Genomic DNA, 15,581 nt, shown 5'->3' with positions numbered 1-15,581 from the left:
GCTCAAAAACGTTCAACTCAAGTTTACATCGCTGCTTTTTTGCCGATTTTCGGCGAATACGGCACACTACCCGCCCGAGCGCCTGCTCGGTTTTTTCCACTTGAAGCAGCACGCCTATGACCCGCTCTCCGTTCCGCCGTCTGGTGTTTGGCACCTTGCGCCGACTGTTGTACCTCTGGGTTCGCTCGGAGACGATCAACCAGTCGTCCCTAACCCTTAACCTCGACCGCAGCCGGCCGGTGTTTTACGTCCTGCAATCGCCCTCCCTCACCGAATTGGCCGTGGTCGATACCGAGTGCACCAAGGCCGGCTTGCCGCGCCCGGTGCTGCCGGTCTCGGTAGGCCCGCAGATCGAACCCGCCGCGTTCTTCTACCTCACGCCCGAACCGGATTGGCTCGGCCGTCAGGACAAGCGCGGCGCACCGCCGACCCTGACCCGGCTGGTCAACACGCTGACCGAACACGCCGAAGAGAATGCACAAATCATTCCGGTCAGCGTGTTCTGGGGCCAATCGCCCGAGAGCGAGTCCAGCCCGTGGAAGTTGCTGTTTGCCGACAGCTGGGCCGTCACCGGGCGCCTGCGCCGTTTGCTGAGCATCCTGATCCTGGGTCGCAAGACCCGCGTGCAATTCTCCGCGCCTATTAATCTGCGTGAATTGATCGAGCACAATAAAGGTCACGAACGCACCGTGCGCATGGCCCAGCGCATCCTGCGGGTGCACTTCCGTAACCTGAAGACCGCCGTGATCGGCCCCGACCTGTCGCACCGGCGCAACCTGGTCAAAGGCCTGGTGAACATGCCGTTGGTACGCCAAGCCATCAGCGAAGAGGCCGAACGCGAGAAAATCTCCCCGGAAAAAGCCAAGGCCCAAGCCTTGCGCTACGGCAACGAGATCGCTTCGGACTACACCTACACCGCGATTCGCTTCCTGGAAGTGGTGCTCAGTTGGTTCTGGAACAAGATCTACGACGGCATCAAGGTCAACAACATCGAAGGTGTGCAAAAGGTTGCCCAGGGTTACGAGGTGATCTACGTACCGTGTCACCGCAGCCATATCGACTACTTGCTGCTGTCCTACCTGCTGTTCAAAAACGGCCTGACCCCGCCGCACATCGCCGCCGGTATCAACCTGAACATGCCGGTGATCGGCAGCCTGCTGCGCCGTGGCGGTGCGTTTTTCATGCGCCGCACCTTCAAGGGCAACCCGCTGTACACCTCGGTGTTCAACGAATACCTGCACACCTTGTTCACCAAGGGCTTTCCGGTGGAGTACTTCGTCGAAGGCGGACGCTCGCGCACCGGGCGCATGCTGCAACCGAAGACCGGGATGCTGGCGATTACCCTGCGCAGCTTTTTGCGCTCCTCACGCATGCCGATCGTCTTCGTGCCGGTATACATCGGCTATGAACGCGTGCTGGAAGGCCGCACCTACCTCGGCGAGCTGCGCGGCGCGAGCAAGAAAAAAGAGTCGATCTTCGATATTTTCAAGGTGGTCGGCGCGCTCAAGCAGCGCTTTGGCCAAGTCGCGGTCAACATTGGCGAGCCGATCAAACTGGCCGAGTTCCTCGACGCCGAGCAACCCGACTGGCGCGCCCAGGAGCTGGGCCCGAACTACAAGCCGGCGTGGCTCAACGAAACCACCAACCGCCTTGGCGAGCAGGTGGCCCGCCACTTGAACGAGGCCGCCGCGGTCAACCCGGTGAACCTGGTGGCCTTGGCGTTGCTTTCCACCACCCGCCTGGCCCTGGATGAACAGGCCATGGCGCGCCAGTTGGACCTGTACCTGGCGCTGCTGCGCCGCGTGCCCTACTCACCGCACACCACCTTGCCGGAAGGCGATGGCCTGGCGCTGATCAAGCACGTCAAGGACATGGACCTGCTGTCGGAGCAGAGCGACGCCCTGGGTAAGATTTTGTACCTGGACGAGCAAAATGCCGTCCTGATGACCTACTACCGCAACAACGTGCTGCACATCTTCGCCCTACCGGCGTTGCTGGCGAGTTTCTTCCAGAGCAGCTCGCGCATGAGCCGCGAACAAATCCTGCGCTACACCCGTGCGCTGTACCCGTACCTGCAATCGGAGCTGTTTATCCGCTGGTCGCTGGATGAGCTGGACGCGGTGGTCGACCACTGGCTGGAGGCGTTTGTCGAACAAGGCCTGCTGCGCTTCGAGAATGAGGTGTACCTGCGCCCGGCACCGAGCTCGCGGCATTTTGTGCTGCTGACGCTGCTGTCCAAGAGCATTGCCCAGACCCTGCAACGCTTCTACATGGCGATCTCGCTGCTGCTCAACAGCGGCCAGAACACCATCAGCGCCGAAGAGCTGGAAGACCTGTGCACGATCATGGCTCAGCGCCTGTCGATCCTGCATGGCCTCAATGCCCCGGAGTTCTTCGACAAGAGCCTTTTCCGACATTTTATCCAGACGTTGCTCGAGCAAGATGTGCTGCGTCGCGATGAGGCCGGCAAGTTGAGTTATCACGACCTGCTCGGTGAGTTGGCCGAAGGTGCAGCCAAACGCGTGCTGCCCGCCGATATTCGTTTGTCGATCCGCCAAGTGGCGTTGCACCGCGTCGATGGCGCAGCCGAAACGCCGACCGAACCCGAGCCGGTAAACGCTGAAGAAAGCCGCTAGAGTGAACGAGGCGCCGGGCGGTTTCCGGCGCCGTTGAAAAGGAGCTGTACCATGAAAAAGATCATCCTCCTGGGCCTGACCGCCCTGCTCGGAGCCTGCCAATCCATGACCCCCAAGGCCAGCCTCGACGGCGAAGTGTTCTACCTGCAACGCATCGCGCTGCCGCCCGCCGCCACCTTGAGCGTCAGCCTGCAGGACGTGTCCTTGATGGACGCTCCGGCCGTGACCCTCGCCGAGCAGAAAGGCCCGGTCAAAGGCCAGGTGCCGCTGCCGTTTCACCTGAACTACGACCCGGCCCAGATCAAGCCGGGGCACACGTACTCGGTCAGCGCTCGCATCGAGCTCGATGGCAAGCTACTGTTTATCACCACCGAGCGGCACGCCGTGCAACTCAACGGCCAAGACCCACAACCCTTGCGTCTGCGGGTTGATGCGGTCGCACACTGATTATTCCCAGCTTAAAAAAGGAAGCGCCCATGCTCCGTAATTCTCTTCGCCTCACTGCCCTGTGCGCCGGCCTGCTGCTTGGCGCCAACGCCATGGCGGTGTCACTTGGCAGCCTGTCCCAGGGCGACGCCAGCGGCGGCCTCAAGGATGCACTGACCCAAGGTGCACAGATCGCCGTGAAACAACTGGGCGCACCCGGTGGCTTCAGCAACAACCCGCAAGTGAAAATCGGCCTGCCCGGCAAACTCGGCAAAGTCGCCGACAAGCTGAAAATGTTCGGCATGGGTGATCAGGTCACGCAGCTCGAAACCAGCATGAACAAAGCGGCAGAAACCGCCGTGACCCAGGCTCAGCCGATCCTGGTCAATGCGGTGAAGAACATGAGCGTGACCGACGCCAAGGGCATCCTCACCGGTGGCCAGGACTCGGCCACTCAATACCTGAACAAAAGCAGCCGCGAAGAGATTCGTGCCAAGTTCCTGCCGATCGTCAAGGCCGCCACCGACAAGGTCGGCGTCGCCCAGCAATACAACGCCCTGGCCGGCAAGGCCGCAGCATTCGGCGCGGTTGATGCCAAAAGTGCCAACGTCGAAAGCTACGTGACCGAACAGGCGCTGGACGGCCTGTTCAAGATGATCGCGCAGCAGGAAGAAACCATCCGCAAGAACCCCGCCGCGGCTGCCACCAGCCTGGCGAAGAAGGTATTCGGCGCGCTGTAACCGCTCGCAGTAAACCTTCGACACCTGCGCCAAGGCCGCTGTTCACGGGCCTTGGCGCCGTTGTTTCAGCCCTGGATAACCGCCTGCGCCAACCGCCCAAGCATGAGCGTGGCAAAACAACAAATCGCCACGGATGCCGCGCGGTTGATCTTCAGTGGCGTGAGCCACGTCTTCTGAACCCCTTCAAAGCGGCTGCCCAGCACGATCCAGGCAGACCCCACCGGCACCACCACCATTGCCAGCGTGGCCATGAACCCGGCATAGCCTTGCAACGATGCAAATGCGCTGATCGGGGCGATGAACGAAACGATCAACAGGCCTTTGGGATTCATCACAGTAAGCCAGAAAAAATACAGGCCAGAGAAGCGGTCACGGATCGAATCGATGGCGCTGTGTTTGCGTTGCCATAGCTTGAACGAGACATACAGCAGGTAGCAGCCCGCCGCCAGTTGCGTGGTTTTCAACGCCCACGGCGAATGCGCCGCCAGATATAGCCACGCCACGCCCCACACCGAGACCTGCAACAGGTACGCCAGGCACTCGACCAGCGCCAGCGTCCACGACGCCCTGTACCCAAACAACACCCCGGCACGAAACAACAGGGTATTGGTCGGGCCAGGGGCAAGCAGCAACAACATTAAGGCTGAAACAGTGGCCAGCATGATTACGCGACGTCCTTCCTCACTCGGAACCACGCAGCATACAGGGCCGGCAGGAACAACAGGGTCAACGCCGTCGCAACAATCAACCCGCCCATGATCGCCACGGCCATCGGCCCGAAGAACACGCTGCGTGACAGTGGAATCATGGCCAACACCGCCGCGAGCGCCGTCAGCACAATCGGGCGGAAGCGTCGCACGGTCGCTTCAATGATCGCTTGCCAGGGTGTCAGGCCAGCCTTGATGTCTTGCTCGATCTGATCAACCAGGATCACCGAGTTGCGCATGATCATGCCCGACAAGGCGATGGTCCCGAGCATGGCGACAAACCCGAACGGCTGGCGGAACACCAGCAGAAACAAGGTCACGCCGATAAGGCCCAGCGGTGCCGTCAGAAACACCATCGCAGTGCGTGAGAAGCTGCGCAGTTGCAGCATCAGCAAGGTCAGGACCACCACGATAAACAGCGGCACACCGGCCTTGACCGAATTCTGGCCACGCGCGGAGTCTTCAACGGTGCCGCCGACCTCCAGCAAGTAACCTTCCGGCAGTTCGGCGCGCACACCTTCAAGGGTCGGCAGGATCTGCTGGACCAGGGTCGCCGGCTGTTCCTTGCCATAGATGTCGGCGCGCACAGTCACCGTCGGCAGGCGGTTACGGTGCCAGATAATGCCCTCTTCGAAGCCATATTCGAGGGTGGCTATCTGCGACAGCGCAACGCTTTTGCCGTTGTCGGTCGGCACGGCCAGGCTTGGCAACAACGCCAACTCGGTGCGCTCGTGCACGGTGCCGCGCAGGAGGATTTCGATCAGCTCGTTGTCCTCGCGGTACTGGCTGACGCTTGCACCGGTCAGCGAACTCTGCAGGAATTTCGACACGTTGGCGGTGCTTACACCAAGGGCGCGGGCCCGGTCCTGATCGATATTGAGGTAGACGATTTTGCTCGGCTCTTCCCAGTCCAGGTGCACGTTGACCACGTGGGTATTTTCACGAACCTTGGCCGCCACTTTGCGGGCCAGGGCACGGACCTCTTCGATGTGTTCGCCAGTCACGCGAAACTGCACCGGGTAACCCACCGGCGGACCGTTCTCCAGGCGTGTGACCCGCGAACGCAGTTCGGGGAATTGCTCGTCGAGGGTTTCGATCAGCCAGGTGCGCAGGCTTTCACGCTCTTCGATGGTCTTGGCCAGCACCACAAATTGCGCAAAGCTGGCGGCCGGCAATTGCTGGTCCAGCGGCAGGTAGAAGCGCGGCGAACCGGTGCCGACATAGGCCACATAGTTGTCGATGCCAGCGTGTTCCTTGAGCAGCGCCTCCAGGCGTTTGACCTGCTCGGCGGTGTTGCTCAGGGAAGCTCCTTCAGCCAGCTTGAGATCGACCATCAACTCCAGGCGGCCAGAGGCCGGGAAGAACTGTTGCGGCACAAAGCGGAACAGCGCGACCGAGCCGATAAACAACAGCAACGTCAGCACGATCACGGTTTTACGCCGACGCACACACCATTCAACCAAACGTCGTACACGCTGATAGAACGGCGTGCCGTAGGGATCGGGCCCATCGGTGCCGTGCTTGGCAGCATGAATTTTCGCCAGGTCCGGCAGGAGTTTTTCCCCCAGGTACGGCACAAACACCACGGCGGCCACCCATGAGGCCAGCAGTGCGATGGTCACGACCTGGAAAATCGAGCGGGTGTATTCACCGGTGCTCGATTGCGCGGTGGCAATCGGCAGAAACCCTGCAGCGGTGATCAACGTACCGGTGAGCATCGGGAACGCAGTGCTGGTCCAGGCGAAGCTCGCGGCCTTGAGCCGGTCGTAGCCCTGCTCCATTTTGATCGCCATCATTTCCACGGCGATGATCGCGTCGTCGACCAGCAGGCCCAGGGCCAGGACCAATGCGCCGAGGGAAATCTTGTGCAAGCCGATGCCCAGGTAATACATGGTGGCAAAGGTCATCGCCAACACCAGCGGAATCGCCAGGGCCACCACCATGCCGGTGCGCACACCGAGGGAGAAGAAGCTCACCAGCAACACGATCGCCAGTGCTTCGGCGAGTACCTGGACGAATTCGCCGACGCTGGTTTTCACCGCGGCCGGTTGGTCCGACACCTTGCGCAGCTCCATGCCTGCCGGAAGGTTCTTCTGCAGGCGTGCGAATTCACCTTCGAGGGCCTTGCCCAATACCAGGATGTCGCCGCCGTCACGCATGGCCACGGCCAGCCCGATGGCGTCCGCGCCCATGTAGCGCATGCGCGGTGCCGGTGGGTCATTGAAACCCCGGTGGATATCGGCCACATCGCCAATGCGAAAGGTGCGGTCACCGACGCGAATCGGGAAATTGCGGATTTCCTCCACCGTCTTGAAGTTGCCGGACACACGCAACTGCACACGCTCGGTCGGGGTTTCGAAGAAGCCGGCGGTAGAGACGGCGTTCTGCTCCTGCAACGCCTGCTGCACGGCGGCCAATGGCAGGCCGAGGGTGGCGAGCTTGAGGTTGGATAATTCAATCCAGATTTTTTCGTCCTGCAGGCCGAGCAGTTCGACCTTGCCCACATCCGGCACACGTTGCAGTTGAATCTGGATGCGGTCGGCGTAGTCCTTGAGCACGGCGTAGTCGAAACCGTCACCGGTCAACGCGTAGATATTGCCGAAGGTGGTGCCGAATTCATCGTTGAAAAACGGCCCCTGAATATCCGGCGGCAAGGTCTGGCGAATGTCGCTGATCTTTTTGCGCACCTGGTACCACAAGTCCGGAATCTGCGCCGAGTGCATCGCGTCGCGCGCTATAAAAGTGACTTGGGATTCACCGGGGCGCGAGAAAGAAACGATGCGCTCATAGTCGCCGGTCTCCATGAGCTTTTTCTCGATACGCTCGGTGACTTGGCGCGAGACTTCCTGGGCCGTGGCTCCAGGCCAGTTGGTCTTGATCACCATGGCCTTGAAGGTAAACGGCGGGTCCTCGCTTTGCCCCAGCTTGGTGTAGGACAGCGTACCGACGACCGCCAGCAGGATCATCAGGAACAGTACGATCTGGCGATTACGCAACGCCCATTCGGAAAGATTGAAACCCATCGGGGACTACTCCTTGTTGGCCGCCAGATTCACCACGCGGTTGGAGCGATCCACCGGGCGCACCTGCTGGCCCTCATGGAGCACATGCACGCCGGCCGCAATCACCCAGTCGGTGGGGGCCAGGCCTTCCAGTACCGGCACGGTTTTTTCACCAAAGGCGCCGATCCGCACCGGCATGCGCTTGACCGTGTTGTCTGGTTGCACCAACCAGACGTAGGACGCGCCATTCTCTGCACTCAGCGCTGACAGCGGTACCGCCAGCGCAATTACGCCGTCGGCCTGTATGAATACGCGGGCACTCTGGCCCAGTTCGGCCGGGACTTTGCCGCCAGTGAAGGCAACGCGGGCGGCAAAGGTGCGCGATTTTGGATCGGCAGCGGGCGACAGTTCACGGATACGCCCGGCAAAACGTTGGTCGGGCTGGCTCCACAATTCAACCGACACCGGCTGGCCGATCTTGAACCGGCCGAAACCTTGCTCCGGCAGGCTGATCAGCACTTCGCGCTCGCCATCGGTGGCCAGCGTGAAGACGGTTTGGCCGGCAGACACCACCTGGCCAACTTCCACCGCGCGCTTGGCGACCACACCGTCCTGGGGGGCGCGCAGCACGGCGTATCCAGCCTGATTGCTGGACACGTCGAACTCGGCCTTGATCTGCTTGAGGCGTGCTTCACCGGATCGGTAGAGGTTTTCGGAATTGTCGTACTGAGAACGGCTGACCATCTGACGGTCCATCAAGGTCTTGTAGCGATCTCGCTCGGCGCGCACCAGGCTCAGGTTGGCTTCGGCGGCGGCCACTTGGGCGCGCGTGGCTTCCAGTTGCAGGCGTACGTCCTGCGGATCGAGTTCGGCCAGCGGTTGGTTGGCCTTGACCCGCTCGCCCTCCTCCACCAGGCGCTTACTGACTTTGCCGCCAATGCGAAAGGCCAGGTCCGGCTCATAACGGGCACGTACCTCGCCTGGAAAGCTGTCCATCGCCTGCGCCGAGGGCTGCGGTTGCACCACCATGGCTGGACGGGGGGTGGTTTGGGCCGCTTCTTCATGGCCGCAGGCGGCCAACAGGAAGATCAGGCTGACAGGCAACGCAAGGGGCAGGAAAGTGCTGCGCATGCTGAAGGACCTTTCGCAAATGGAGCTTGGAATAATTATACTGGCCGGTATGTTATTAATACCAAACTCACCAGTCCAGTATTAAAGGTGAAAATGTCCGACAATCCCGTAAACACCAATAGCCCCGGGCGTCCCAAGGACATGGCAAAACGCCAGGCAATCCTCGACGCGGCGAAAAATCTGTTTTTGAGCAATGGCTACGCCAGCACCAGCATGGATGCCGTGGCAATGGAGGCCGGCGTGTCGAAACTGACGGTCTACAGCCACTTCACCGACAAAGAGACGCTGTTCACCGCCGCCGTCGTGGCCAAATGCGAAGAGCAGCTGCCGGTGATGTATTTCGAGCTGCCCGCCGGCATGCCGGTGGACACCGTGCTGCTGAACATCGCACGGGGCTTTCATCGGCTGATCAACAGCGAGGAGTCGGTGAACCTGCATCGCCTGATGATGACCACCGGCAATCAGGACGTGAAACTGTCACAGATCTTCTTTGAAGCCGGGCCCATGCGCATGCTGCAGGGCATGGAGCGCCTGCTCAGCCGCATCCACCAGAGCGGCGCCCTGAGCATCGACAAACCGTTTACGGCGGCCGAGCACTTCTTTTGCCTGCTCAAGGGCACGGCGAATTTCTGCTTGCTGTATGGCTGCGGCGGGCAACTGAGCGAAGAAGCCGCCGAGGCGCATGTGCAGGAGGTGGTGGGGTTGTTTATGCGGGCTTATCGGCCCTGAGCCTTGCAGCACGTTGAAAGACCTCTTCGCGAGCAAGCCCGCTCCCACCTTGGAATGCATGCCAAATGTGGGAGCGGGCTGGCTCGCGAAGAGGCCCGGCAAACCAATGAAAATTTAGGGCTTGAGCGCTTTCTTGGGATAAATGTCATACCGGCTCGACTTGCCATCCAGCGCATGGCTAGGCTTTGGCCCTTCAATGCACGGCGCCTTGCGGGGACGCTTGACCACCACGCGGTGACTGGCCAATGCCAACGCCGCGGCGAGTAAAGCCGGCGCATCCGGATCATCGCCCACCAACGGCCGGAACAGGCGCATTTCCTTCTTCACCAGCGCGGTTTTCTCACGGTGAGGGAACATCGGGTCCAGGTAGATCACCTGCGGCGGCTCACCTTCCCAATTGCGCATCACGTCGATGGAGTTGCCCTTGAGCAACTTCATGCGCGCCACAATTGGCGCCACTTCAAAGTCATCCGCGCCACGGGCCAGGCCGTCTTCGAGCAAGGCGCCGATCAGCGGCTGGCGCTCGATCAGGCTCATCTCGCAACCCAGGCTGGCCAGCACGAACGCGTCCTTGCCCAGCCCCGCCGTGGCATCCAGCACGCGTGGGCGCACGCCTTGAGCGATGCCCACAGCCTTGGCGATCATCTGCCCGCTGCCACCGCCGTATAGACGCCGGTGCGCCGCGCCACCTTCGACAAAATCCACGCGCACCGGCCCCGGCGCATCAGGGCCGAGCTGTTGCAGCTGCAAGCCGTGCTCGCCCACTTGCAGGGAAAAATCCGCCTCCTCCAGCTGCACAGGCAGGCCGAGCTGCGACGCCCACTGCTCGGCACGCGCCTGAAAACCTTCGGCCAAAGCCTCGACCCGAATGCGGCTGGCCGCTGGTTGTTCGCTCATCAATCGCTACGCTCAAAAATATTAAGGATCGGCAAACAGCGGCCGATAAAAACAACAGTCAGGTATTTTGCCAGAGCTGAGCGTCGACCGAGAAAAATGTCAGACATTCTTCCCCTAACCATCGGTGTACTGCCGACCCACAACCACTACGGCCTGCGCAATACTCAAGCGCTGGCCGGGGTGAGTCATGTGTGGCAGGACTTCTTCGCCCGGGCGCTGGCCGAGCAGCTCGGCGACACGCCGGACGCGCGCGCCGCCAAGGCATCGGCTCCCAGAGACCCGGCGGTAGAACCCAGCGAAGGCGCCGACCTGCTGTCGCAGATCCTCACCCAGCGTGAATGCGAGGTGAAAGACACCGAGATCGCCCCGCCAGAACCGCTGTTCCTGCCGATCGCCGAATTCGAAACCGGGTTGCTGCCGCCACCCGCTACGCCGTTCCCGGCGCAAGAAATCGTTGCACAACAACGCCAGCAGAACTTCGAAAGTGGTTGGGTACGCCCGCTCGTGCTGAGTGCCGGCCAGCCGCTGCCTGAGCCTGGCCCGGCGCCGGAACCCCAGCCGCTGCACCTGCCCATCGCCGAGTTCGAACTGGACTTGCTGCCGCCGCCCGCCGCGCCTTATCCAATGGAAGAGCTGGTGGCGCAACAGAAAGCGCTCGACTTTGACTCCCACTGGGCACGCCCATTGATCCTCAACAACCTGCGCCTGGCCGCCTGACGCTCAGCGACACACTCCCCAACGCCCCATGTCCAGATGGAAATGGTTGCGATGAGCAGCGTTGTAGTCCGGGCTCAACACCCCATTGAAATCATCGCAGGCGCCATCGCGCACCTGGCGCAAAAACCGCGCGCTGTCGCCCGTTCCCGGCCAATCCTTGAGCACATTGATGCTGCGCCCATCTGCCAGGCGAAAGCCGGCGATATCCAGGGCATTGGCCGAGGCGTGCTGACTGAGCCGCCCCTCTGCACGGTTATACAGGTTGCGACAGGCGAAGCTGCCCAAGTGATCGACCCGCGTCACCGCCTGGCCAAACACCGCCTGCGCCGCAGGTTGCAGGCTGTGGCGTTCGAACAGGGCAAAGGCCACCGCCAGTGGGCAACTGGCCAGAAAGCTGCTGCTCAGGGCCACGTCAGCGCCTTGTACGCGCAAGACATTGCGCAACGGGCACGCGGCATCAGCCGGGCTGTCAGCCTGATAGCTGACGCGCAAGCCCGAGGTTTTCAGCACCTGATCGCACAGCGCTGGATCATCCTGCAGGCGGCCGAGCTTGAAGCGCGTGAGCAGGTTCGGCTTGGCACGCACGTCCAGCGGCGCCCAGGGGTTCCACTCGGCAGGCGACGGCACCCAGCCACGCCACACGCCCACTGCAAACACACCCGCCAGCAACAGCAGCGCACCGCTCACGTTGAGAAAACGCACGGCTCAGCCCTTGAAGAATTGGTTGGCCTGGCTGAATGGCATCTTGCGCTCGGTGAAGGTAAAGGTGCCCAACTGGTAGACCTCCTGCGCGGCGCGGTAGAACTCGCCATACGCCGCCAGCGCCATGGCCGAGCCGACACTGATGCGGCGCACGCCCATCTCACTCAACTGCGCAACGCTGAGGTTCAAGCCACCGGACATCAACACATTCACCGGTTTGGGCGCGACCGCCCTGACCACCGCCAACACGTCCTCGGCACTGCGCAGCGCCGGCGCATAGAGCACATCCGCACCCGCCTCGGCGTAGGCCTGTAAGCGGCGAATGGTGTCAGGCAAATCCAGGCGACCATGCAGGAGGTTTTCGGCGCGGGCCGTCAGGGTGAACGCAAATGGCAGGCTACGGGCAGCCGCAACCGCCGCTTCGACGCGCTCAACAGACAAATCAAAAGGATAGATCGGGTCGACGGCAATGCCTGTGGCGTCTTCGATGGAGCCACCGACGATGCCCGTGGCGGCCGCGCGCAGGATGGTCTGGGCGCAGCCTTCGGGAGTATCGCTGAAACCGTTTTCCAGATCGGCCGCCACCGGCAGTGCCGTCGCCCGAACGATGGCTGACGCATTGCCCAGCGTGTCCTCCAGCGACAACGCACCTTCCGCATCCGGCCGCCCCAGGCTGAATGCGTAACCCGCGCTGGTGGTGGCCAGGGCTTCAAAACCCAGGCTGGCGAGCATGATGGCCGAGCCGGCATCCCACGGGTTGGGCATCACGAACGCGCGGTCACGCTCGTGCAAGGCTTTGAAGGTTTCGGCGCGAAGGGTTTGGGCATCCATGTCTGACTCCTGGCGGAAAAAGGAGCCTTAGAGTAACCCCAGTTGCTCCGCTGCGGGTTCTCGATGCAAGGTCGGCAGCGGCGGCAGGCCCGGCAAACGCACCATCAGCTGTTGATGAAAACGCAGCGCCAGTTGCGCGGCGAGGCGGTTATCCGAGGTGTGCAGAAACACATACGGCGTGCGCCCTTCCTCGATCCAAGTGGCGACTTTTTCCACCCACGGCACCAGGAACGGGTCGTTGGCTTCCAGCTCCGGATGGCCAATGAAACGCACTTGGGGAAACAGCGTCAGCGCGGCCGGGCGCGGCGGCACCTTGGGTTTCTTCGACTGGGCGTGCAGCACGGCGGCTGAGGTAGAGGTGCAACTGAACAAAGCACGCGGGTCGAGGCAGATCCGCTCGACGCCACGGTCACGCAGCAGACGGTTGAGGCTGCGCTCGTCATCGCCCTTGGCGAAGAACGCCTGATGGCGCACTTCCACCGCCAGCGGGCGTTCCAGTCCATCAATAAAACCGGCCAGTTCACCGAGGCGTTGTGGCGAAAAGCTCGCCGGCAGTTGTAACCACAGCGGCGCAACACGCTCACCCAATGGGCTCATCAAGCCGACAAAACTTTGCGCTGCCGGCAACTGTTCAAGCAGATCGCCACTGTGGCTGATATCGCCGGGGAATTTGGCGGTGAAGCGAAAATCCGCGGGCATGACTTCAGCCCAGCGCTGCACGGTGGCGGCCGAGGGTCGGGCATAAAACGTGGTGTTGCCTTCAACGGCGTTGAAGACTTGGGTATACAGCGAAAGGTAATCGCTGGCGCGGGCGTCGGCTGGGTACAGGTACTCGCGCCAGGCGTTTTCACTCCAGGACGGGCAACCGATAAAGTAAGGCAGACGCATCAGATATGGATGTCGAGACCCAGCACTTCCATATCCCATTCGACAAAGCCGGCAGTGGTCAGGTAGCTGGCCAGAGCGGTAGCAACGCTTTTGCTCATGGAGCGAGGGAAGACCATGTCTTGCTGACGCGCGGGAAGACCGCTGATACGCGCGCCGGCTGAACCTTGGGCGCTGGAATGAGAACTGGCATGCGACTCGGATTGGATCTCGATGAAGTCCGGCGAATCCTCGACGGAATCGTCTACCGTCACGTTCGCCTTGCGCGGCTTACGTTTGAGGGGGTAGGACTGTGAGGAGAAGCCGTCTATACGCATACATGCAGACTCGGTATCAATGATGGCAATTTAGCGGCACTTTCCGTGGTGCGCAAATGCTCTGGTGATAACTAGAACACATAATTTGTAAAAGGTTTAAAAACGCGGGCAAATTCTGACGATTGGCGAAATTTGCCCCACATCTCCATCATTTTTGACGTCAAATAATCCCGCGTTCAGCCTTGGTCTGCGCGACCTTATCGCGCAGGTAGACCGGCGCCGCCTGATCAGCCGGAATCGCTTCGCCACGCTCGAAAGCGAAGCGTGCCAGCGTCAGCAAGTCCTGGGCATGAGGCAACATCCCAGCGTCCTGGCCCGCCAGTTTCACGCCAATGCGCTCGCCATAACCCCAGCCAGTGCCGGCACCGAACCAGTCACCGCTGGCATCGGCCGGCAACACAGAGGACTGCGGCGATTGCACTGCTTCCACGCCCACCAGGCGCATTTCACCAGCGTGCTCGCGGTAGCAGCCCCAATAGACTTCGTCCATGCGCGCGTCGATGGCCGCGGCGACTTGCGACGCGCCGTGTTCACGCAAGGCGCGCTGGGCCAGTACTGCCAGGTTGGAGACCGGCAATACCGGACGCTCCAACGCAAAGGCCAGGCCCTGGACCACGCCGATGGCAATCCGCACACCGGTGAACGCACCCGGGCCACGGCCAAAGGCAATGGCATCGACGGCAGAGAGCGTGGTGCCCGCGTCCTCAAGCAGCTGCTTGATCATCGGCAACAGCTTCTGCGCATGCAGGCGCGGGATCACCTCGTAGTGGCTCGTTACCTTGCCATCGTGCAGCAAGGCAACGGAGCAAGCTTCAGTCGCGGTGTCCAGGGCCAGCAGGGTGCTCATGGGTGTAGGTGTCCAAGTCGAAAAAAAGTGCGCCAGTATAAACAACAACGGCCCGCAAGCGGGCCGTTGTCAGTGAAGCCGATCGATGGATCAGCTCAACGCTTGCAGCACCTTGGCGGTGATGGCTTCTACGGAGCCGACGCCAGGGATATGGCTGTACTTCGGCTTGCCGTGGGCGGCAGACAACTTCTGGTAGAAATCCACCAGCGGCTTGGTCTGCGAATGGTAGACCGACAGGCGATGACGCACGGTTTCTTCAGTGTCGTCTTTACGCTGCACCAGGTCGTCGCCGGTGACATCGTCCTTGCCAGCCACTTTAGGCGGGTTGTAGACGATGTGGTAAACGCGGCCCGAGGCTTCGTGAACACGACGGCCAGCGATACGCTGGACGATTTCTTCGTCTTCAACTGCGATTTCAACCACGGCATCCAGCTCTACGCCGGCTTTCACCAAGGCTTCGGCCTGGGGAATGGTGCGTGGGAAACCGTCGAACAGGAAGCCGTTCTTGCAGTCTTCCTGGCTGATGCGTTCCTTGACCAGGTTGATGATCAGGTCATCGGAAACCAGGCCGCCGCTGTCCATCACGCTTTTTGCGATCAGGCCCAGCTCGGTGCCGGCCTTGACGGCCGCGCGCAGCATGTCGCCGGTGGAGATTTGTGGAATGCCGAATTTTTCAGTGATGAACTTTGCCTGAGTACCTTTACCGGCCCCGGGAGCTCCCAGCAGAATGACGCGCATCGATGTGCTCCTCAATTTTTTATAGAGATGACGCTCGGATTCGCCGCGTGGGGCCAATCTCGTAAAAATATGGGTCTAGGCCGATGAAACGGCCAAAGGCTGATCAAGATACACAGCGGGCTCTATCCATACAAGCCGCCGAAAGTCGCAGGAACCCACGCCCGGCATGCGTCACAGGTCGGGTGTGCCTGAGTGCAACCTTGCCCCGCAAACGCCGACCGCCCTTTTCGGGGCGGTCGTCATGGTTTATCTGCAAGCCGTTGAGAACACGCAGAA

Annotated in this window: 15 protein-coding genes; 5 read left to right on the top strand and 10 right to left on the bottom strand. The window is 61.4% G+C overall.

The genetic code is table 11. The features are described 5' to 3' along the window. The first annotated feature begins 116 nt into the window (after positions 1-116). The 3 genes from plsB to AACW30_RS23035 are packed head-to-tail and all read left to right on the top strand — an operon-like array spanning position 117 to position 3,802. Positions 117-2,636 (top strand): glycerol-3-phosphate 1-O-acyltransferase PlsB, encoded by a 2,520-nt coding sequence (gene plsB, locus AACW30_RS23045; RefSeq protein WP_200623519.1) that lies wholly within the window; start codon positions 117-119, stop codon positions 2,634-2,636. Positions 2,637-2,687: 51 nt separating this feature from the next. Next, the gene (locus AACW30_RS23040; protein ID WP_200623518.1) at positions 2,688-3,083 is read left to right on the top strand and encodes a YbaY family lipoprotein; all 396 of its coding nucleotides are present in this window, start codon (positions 2,688-2,690) and stop codon (positions 3,081-3,083) included. A gap of 29 nt (positions 3,084-3,112) precedes the next feature. Continuing rightward, positions 3,113-3,802 (top strand): DUF4197 domain-containing protein, encoded by a 690-nt coding sequence (locus tag AACW30_RS23035; RefSeq protein WP_119738730.1) that lies wholly within the window; start codon positions 3,113-3,115, stop codon positions 3,800-3,802. Between the two features lie 65 nt (positions 3,803-3,867). On the opposite strand, the gene AACW30_RS23030 is transcribed toward AACW30_RS23035, so the two are convergent. From AACW30_RS23030 to AACW30_RS23020, 3 genes are read right to left on the bottom strand one after another with little or no spacing between them, the layout of a single operon-like run. Further along, on the bottom strand, positions 3,868-4,464 hold the full coding sequence (locus tag AACW30_RS23030) for a LysE family translocator (RefSeq protein WP_106577185.1): 597 nt from the start codon (positions 4,462-4,464) through the stop codon (positions 3,868-3,870). Positions 4,465-4,466: 2 nt separating this feature from the next. Further along, entirely contained in the window at positions 4,467-7,532 is a 3,066-nt protein-coding gene (locus AACW30_RS23025) for an efflux RND transporter permease subunit (protein ID WP_200623517.1), read from the bottom strand. Between the two features lie 6 nt (positions 7,533-7,538). Next, positions 7,539-8,642: an efflux RND transporter periplasmic adaptor subunit gene (locus AACW30_RS23020; protein WP_200623516.1), complete on the bottom strand. Its 1,104-nt coding sequence runs from the start codon at positions 8,640-8,642 to the stop codon at positions 7,539-7,541. Positions 8,643-8,735: 93 nt separating this feature from the next. Between AACW30_RS23020 and AACW30_RS23015 the strand changes: the two genes are divergently transcribed. Further along, entirely contained in the window at positions 8,736-9,371 is a 636-nt protein-coding gene (locus AACW30_RS23015) for a TetR/AcrR family transcriptional regulator (RefSeq protein WP_106577188.1), read from the top strand. Between the two features lie 114 nt (positions 9,372-9,485). Here the strand turns inward: AACW30_RS23015 and AACW30_RS23010 are convergent, their stop codons facing one another. Then, positions 9,486-10,268, bottom strand: coding sequence for a class I SAM-dependent methyltransferase (locus tag AACW30_RS23010; protein ID WP_145161817.1), 783 nt, complete (start codon positions 10,266-10,268; stop codon positions 9,486-9,488). Positions 10,269-10,364: 96 nt separating this feature from the next. On the opposite strand from AACW30_RS23010, the gene AACW30_RS23005 reads away from it, so the two are divergent. Further along, a complete protein-coding gene (locus AACW30_RS23005; protein WP_200623515.1) occupies positions 10,365-10,985 on the top strand; it encodes an energy transducer TonB in 621 nt (206 codons plus the stop codon). 3 nt (positions 10,986-10,988) lie between these two features. Here the strand turns inward: AACW30_RS23005 and AACW30_RS23000 are convergent, their stop codons facing one another. The 6 genes from AACW30_RS23000 to adk form a co-directional block, all read right to left on the bottom strand. Beyond that, complete coding sequence (locus AACW30_RS23000; protein WP_200623514.1) at positions 10,989-11,687, bottom strand: extensin-like domain-containing protein; 699 nt, start codon at positions 11,685-11,687, stop codon at positions 10,989-10,991. Between the two features lie 3 nt (positions 11,688-11,690). Further along, positions 11,691-12,518, bottom strand: coding sequence for an isocitrate lyase/PEP mutase family protein (locus tag AACW30_RS22995; RefSeq protein ID WP_106577192.1), 828 nt, complete (start codon positions 12,516-12,518; stop codon positions 11,691-11,693). A 27-nt stretch (positions 12,519-12,545) separates the two neighbouring features. Further along, positions 12,546-13,406, bottom strand: a complete 861-nt coding sequence (locus AACW30_RS22990) for a DUF72 domain-containing protein (protein ID WP_200623512.1) — start codon at positions 13,404-13,406, stop codon at positions 12,546-12,548. After that, a complete protein-coding gene (locus AACW30_RS22985; RefSeq protein WP_200623510.1) occupies positions 13,406-13,720 on the bottom strand; it encodes a hypothetical protein in 315 nt (104 codons plus the stop codon). Before AACW30_RS22985 ends, AACW30_RS22990 begins: the two co-directional genes overlap by 1 nt. Before the next feature lie 160 nt (positions 13,721-13,880). Further along, positions 13,881-14,567, bottom strand: a complete 687-nt coding sequence (gene tsaB, locus AACW30_RS22980; protein ID WP_106577195.1) for a tRNA (adenosine(37)-N6)-threonylcarbamoyltransferase complex dimerization subunit type 1 TsaB — start codon at positions 14,565-14,567, stop codon at positions 13,881-13,883. 90 nt (positions 14,568-14,657) lie between these two features. Then, a complete protein-coding gene (gene adk / locus AACW30_RS22975; protein ID WP_106577196.1) occupies positions 14,658-15,305 on the bottom strand; it encodes an adenylate kinase in 648 nt (215 codons plus the stop codon). Between the last annotated feature and the right edge of the window lie 276 nt (positions 15,306-15,581).

It is taken from the genome of Pseudomonas sp. MF6747 (genome assembly GCF_963890955.1).
Lineage (GTDB): Bacteria > Pseudomonadota > Gammaproteobacteria > Pseudomonadales > Pseudomonadaceae > Aquipseudomonas.
Note: the sequence above shows the minus strand (reverse complement) of the source record. Positions and strands in the feature narration are given on the sequence as shown.

Bases quoted from the DNA above. Each gene is read 5' to 3' on its own strand.
- plsB (WP_200623519.1), top strand. From the start codon at position 117: ATGACCCGCTCTCCGTTCCGCCGTCTGGTGTTTGGCACCTTGCGCCGA.
- AACW30_RS23040 (WP_200623518.1), top strand. From the start codon at position 2,688: ATGAAAAAGATCATCCTCCTGGGCCTGACCGCCCTGCTCGGAGCCTGC.
- AACW30_RS23035 (WP_119738730.1), top strand. From the start codon at position 3,113: ATGCTCCGTAATTCTCTTCGCCTCACTGCCCTGTGCGCCGGCCTGCTG.
- AACW30_RS23030 (WP_106577185.1), bottom strand. From the start codon at position 4,464: ATGCTGGCCACTGTTTCAGCCTTAATGTTGTTGCTGCTTGCCCCTGGC.
- AACW30_RS23025 (WP_200623517.1), bottom strand. From the start codon at position 7,532: ATGGGTTTCAATCTTTCCGAATGGGCGTTGCGTAATCGCCAGATCGTA.
- AACW30_RS23020 (WP_200623516.1), bottom strand. From the start codon at position 8,642: ATGCGCAGCACTTTCCTGCCCCTTGCGTTGCCTGTCAGCCTGATCTTC.
- AACW30_RS23015 (WP_106577188.1), top strand. From the start codon at position 8,736: ATGTCCGACAATCCCGTAAACACCAATAGCCCCGGGCGTCCCAAGGAC.
- AACW30_RS23010 (WP_145161817.1), bottom strand. From the start codon at position 10,268: ATGAGCGAACAACCAGCGGCCAGCCGCATTCGGGTCGAGGCTTTGGCC.
- AACW30_RS23005 (WP_200623515.1), top strand. From the start codon at position 10,365: ATGTCAGACATTCTTCCCCTAACCATCGGTGTACTGCCGACCCACAAC.
- AACW30_RS22995 (WP_106577192.1), bottom strand. From the start codon at position 12,518: ATGGATGCCCAAACCCTTCGCGCCGAAACCTTCAAAGCCTTGCACGAG.
- AACW30_RS22990 (WP_200623512.1), bottom strand. From the start codon at position 13,406: ATGCGTCTGCCTTACTTTATCGGTTGCCCGTCCTGGAGTGAAAACGCC.
- AACW30_RS22985 (WP_200623510.1), bottom strand. From the start codon at position 13,720: ATGCGTATAGACGGCTTCTCCTCACAGTCCTACCCCCTCAAACGTAAG.
- tsaB (WP_106577195.1), bottom strand. From the start codon at position 14,567: ATGAGCACCCTGCTGGCCCTGGACACCGCGACTGAAGCTTGCTCCGTT.
- adk (WP_106577196.1), bottom strand. From the start codon at position 15,305: ATGCGCGTCATTCTGCTGGGAGCTCCCGGGGCCGGTAAAGGTACTCAG.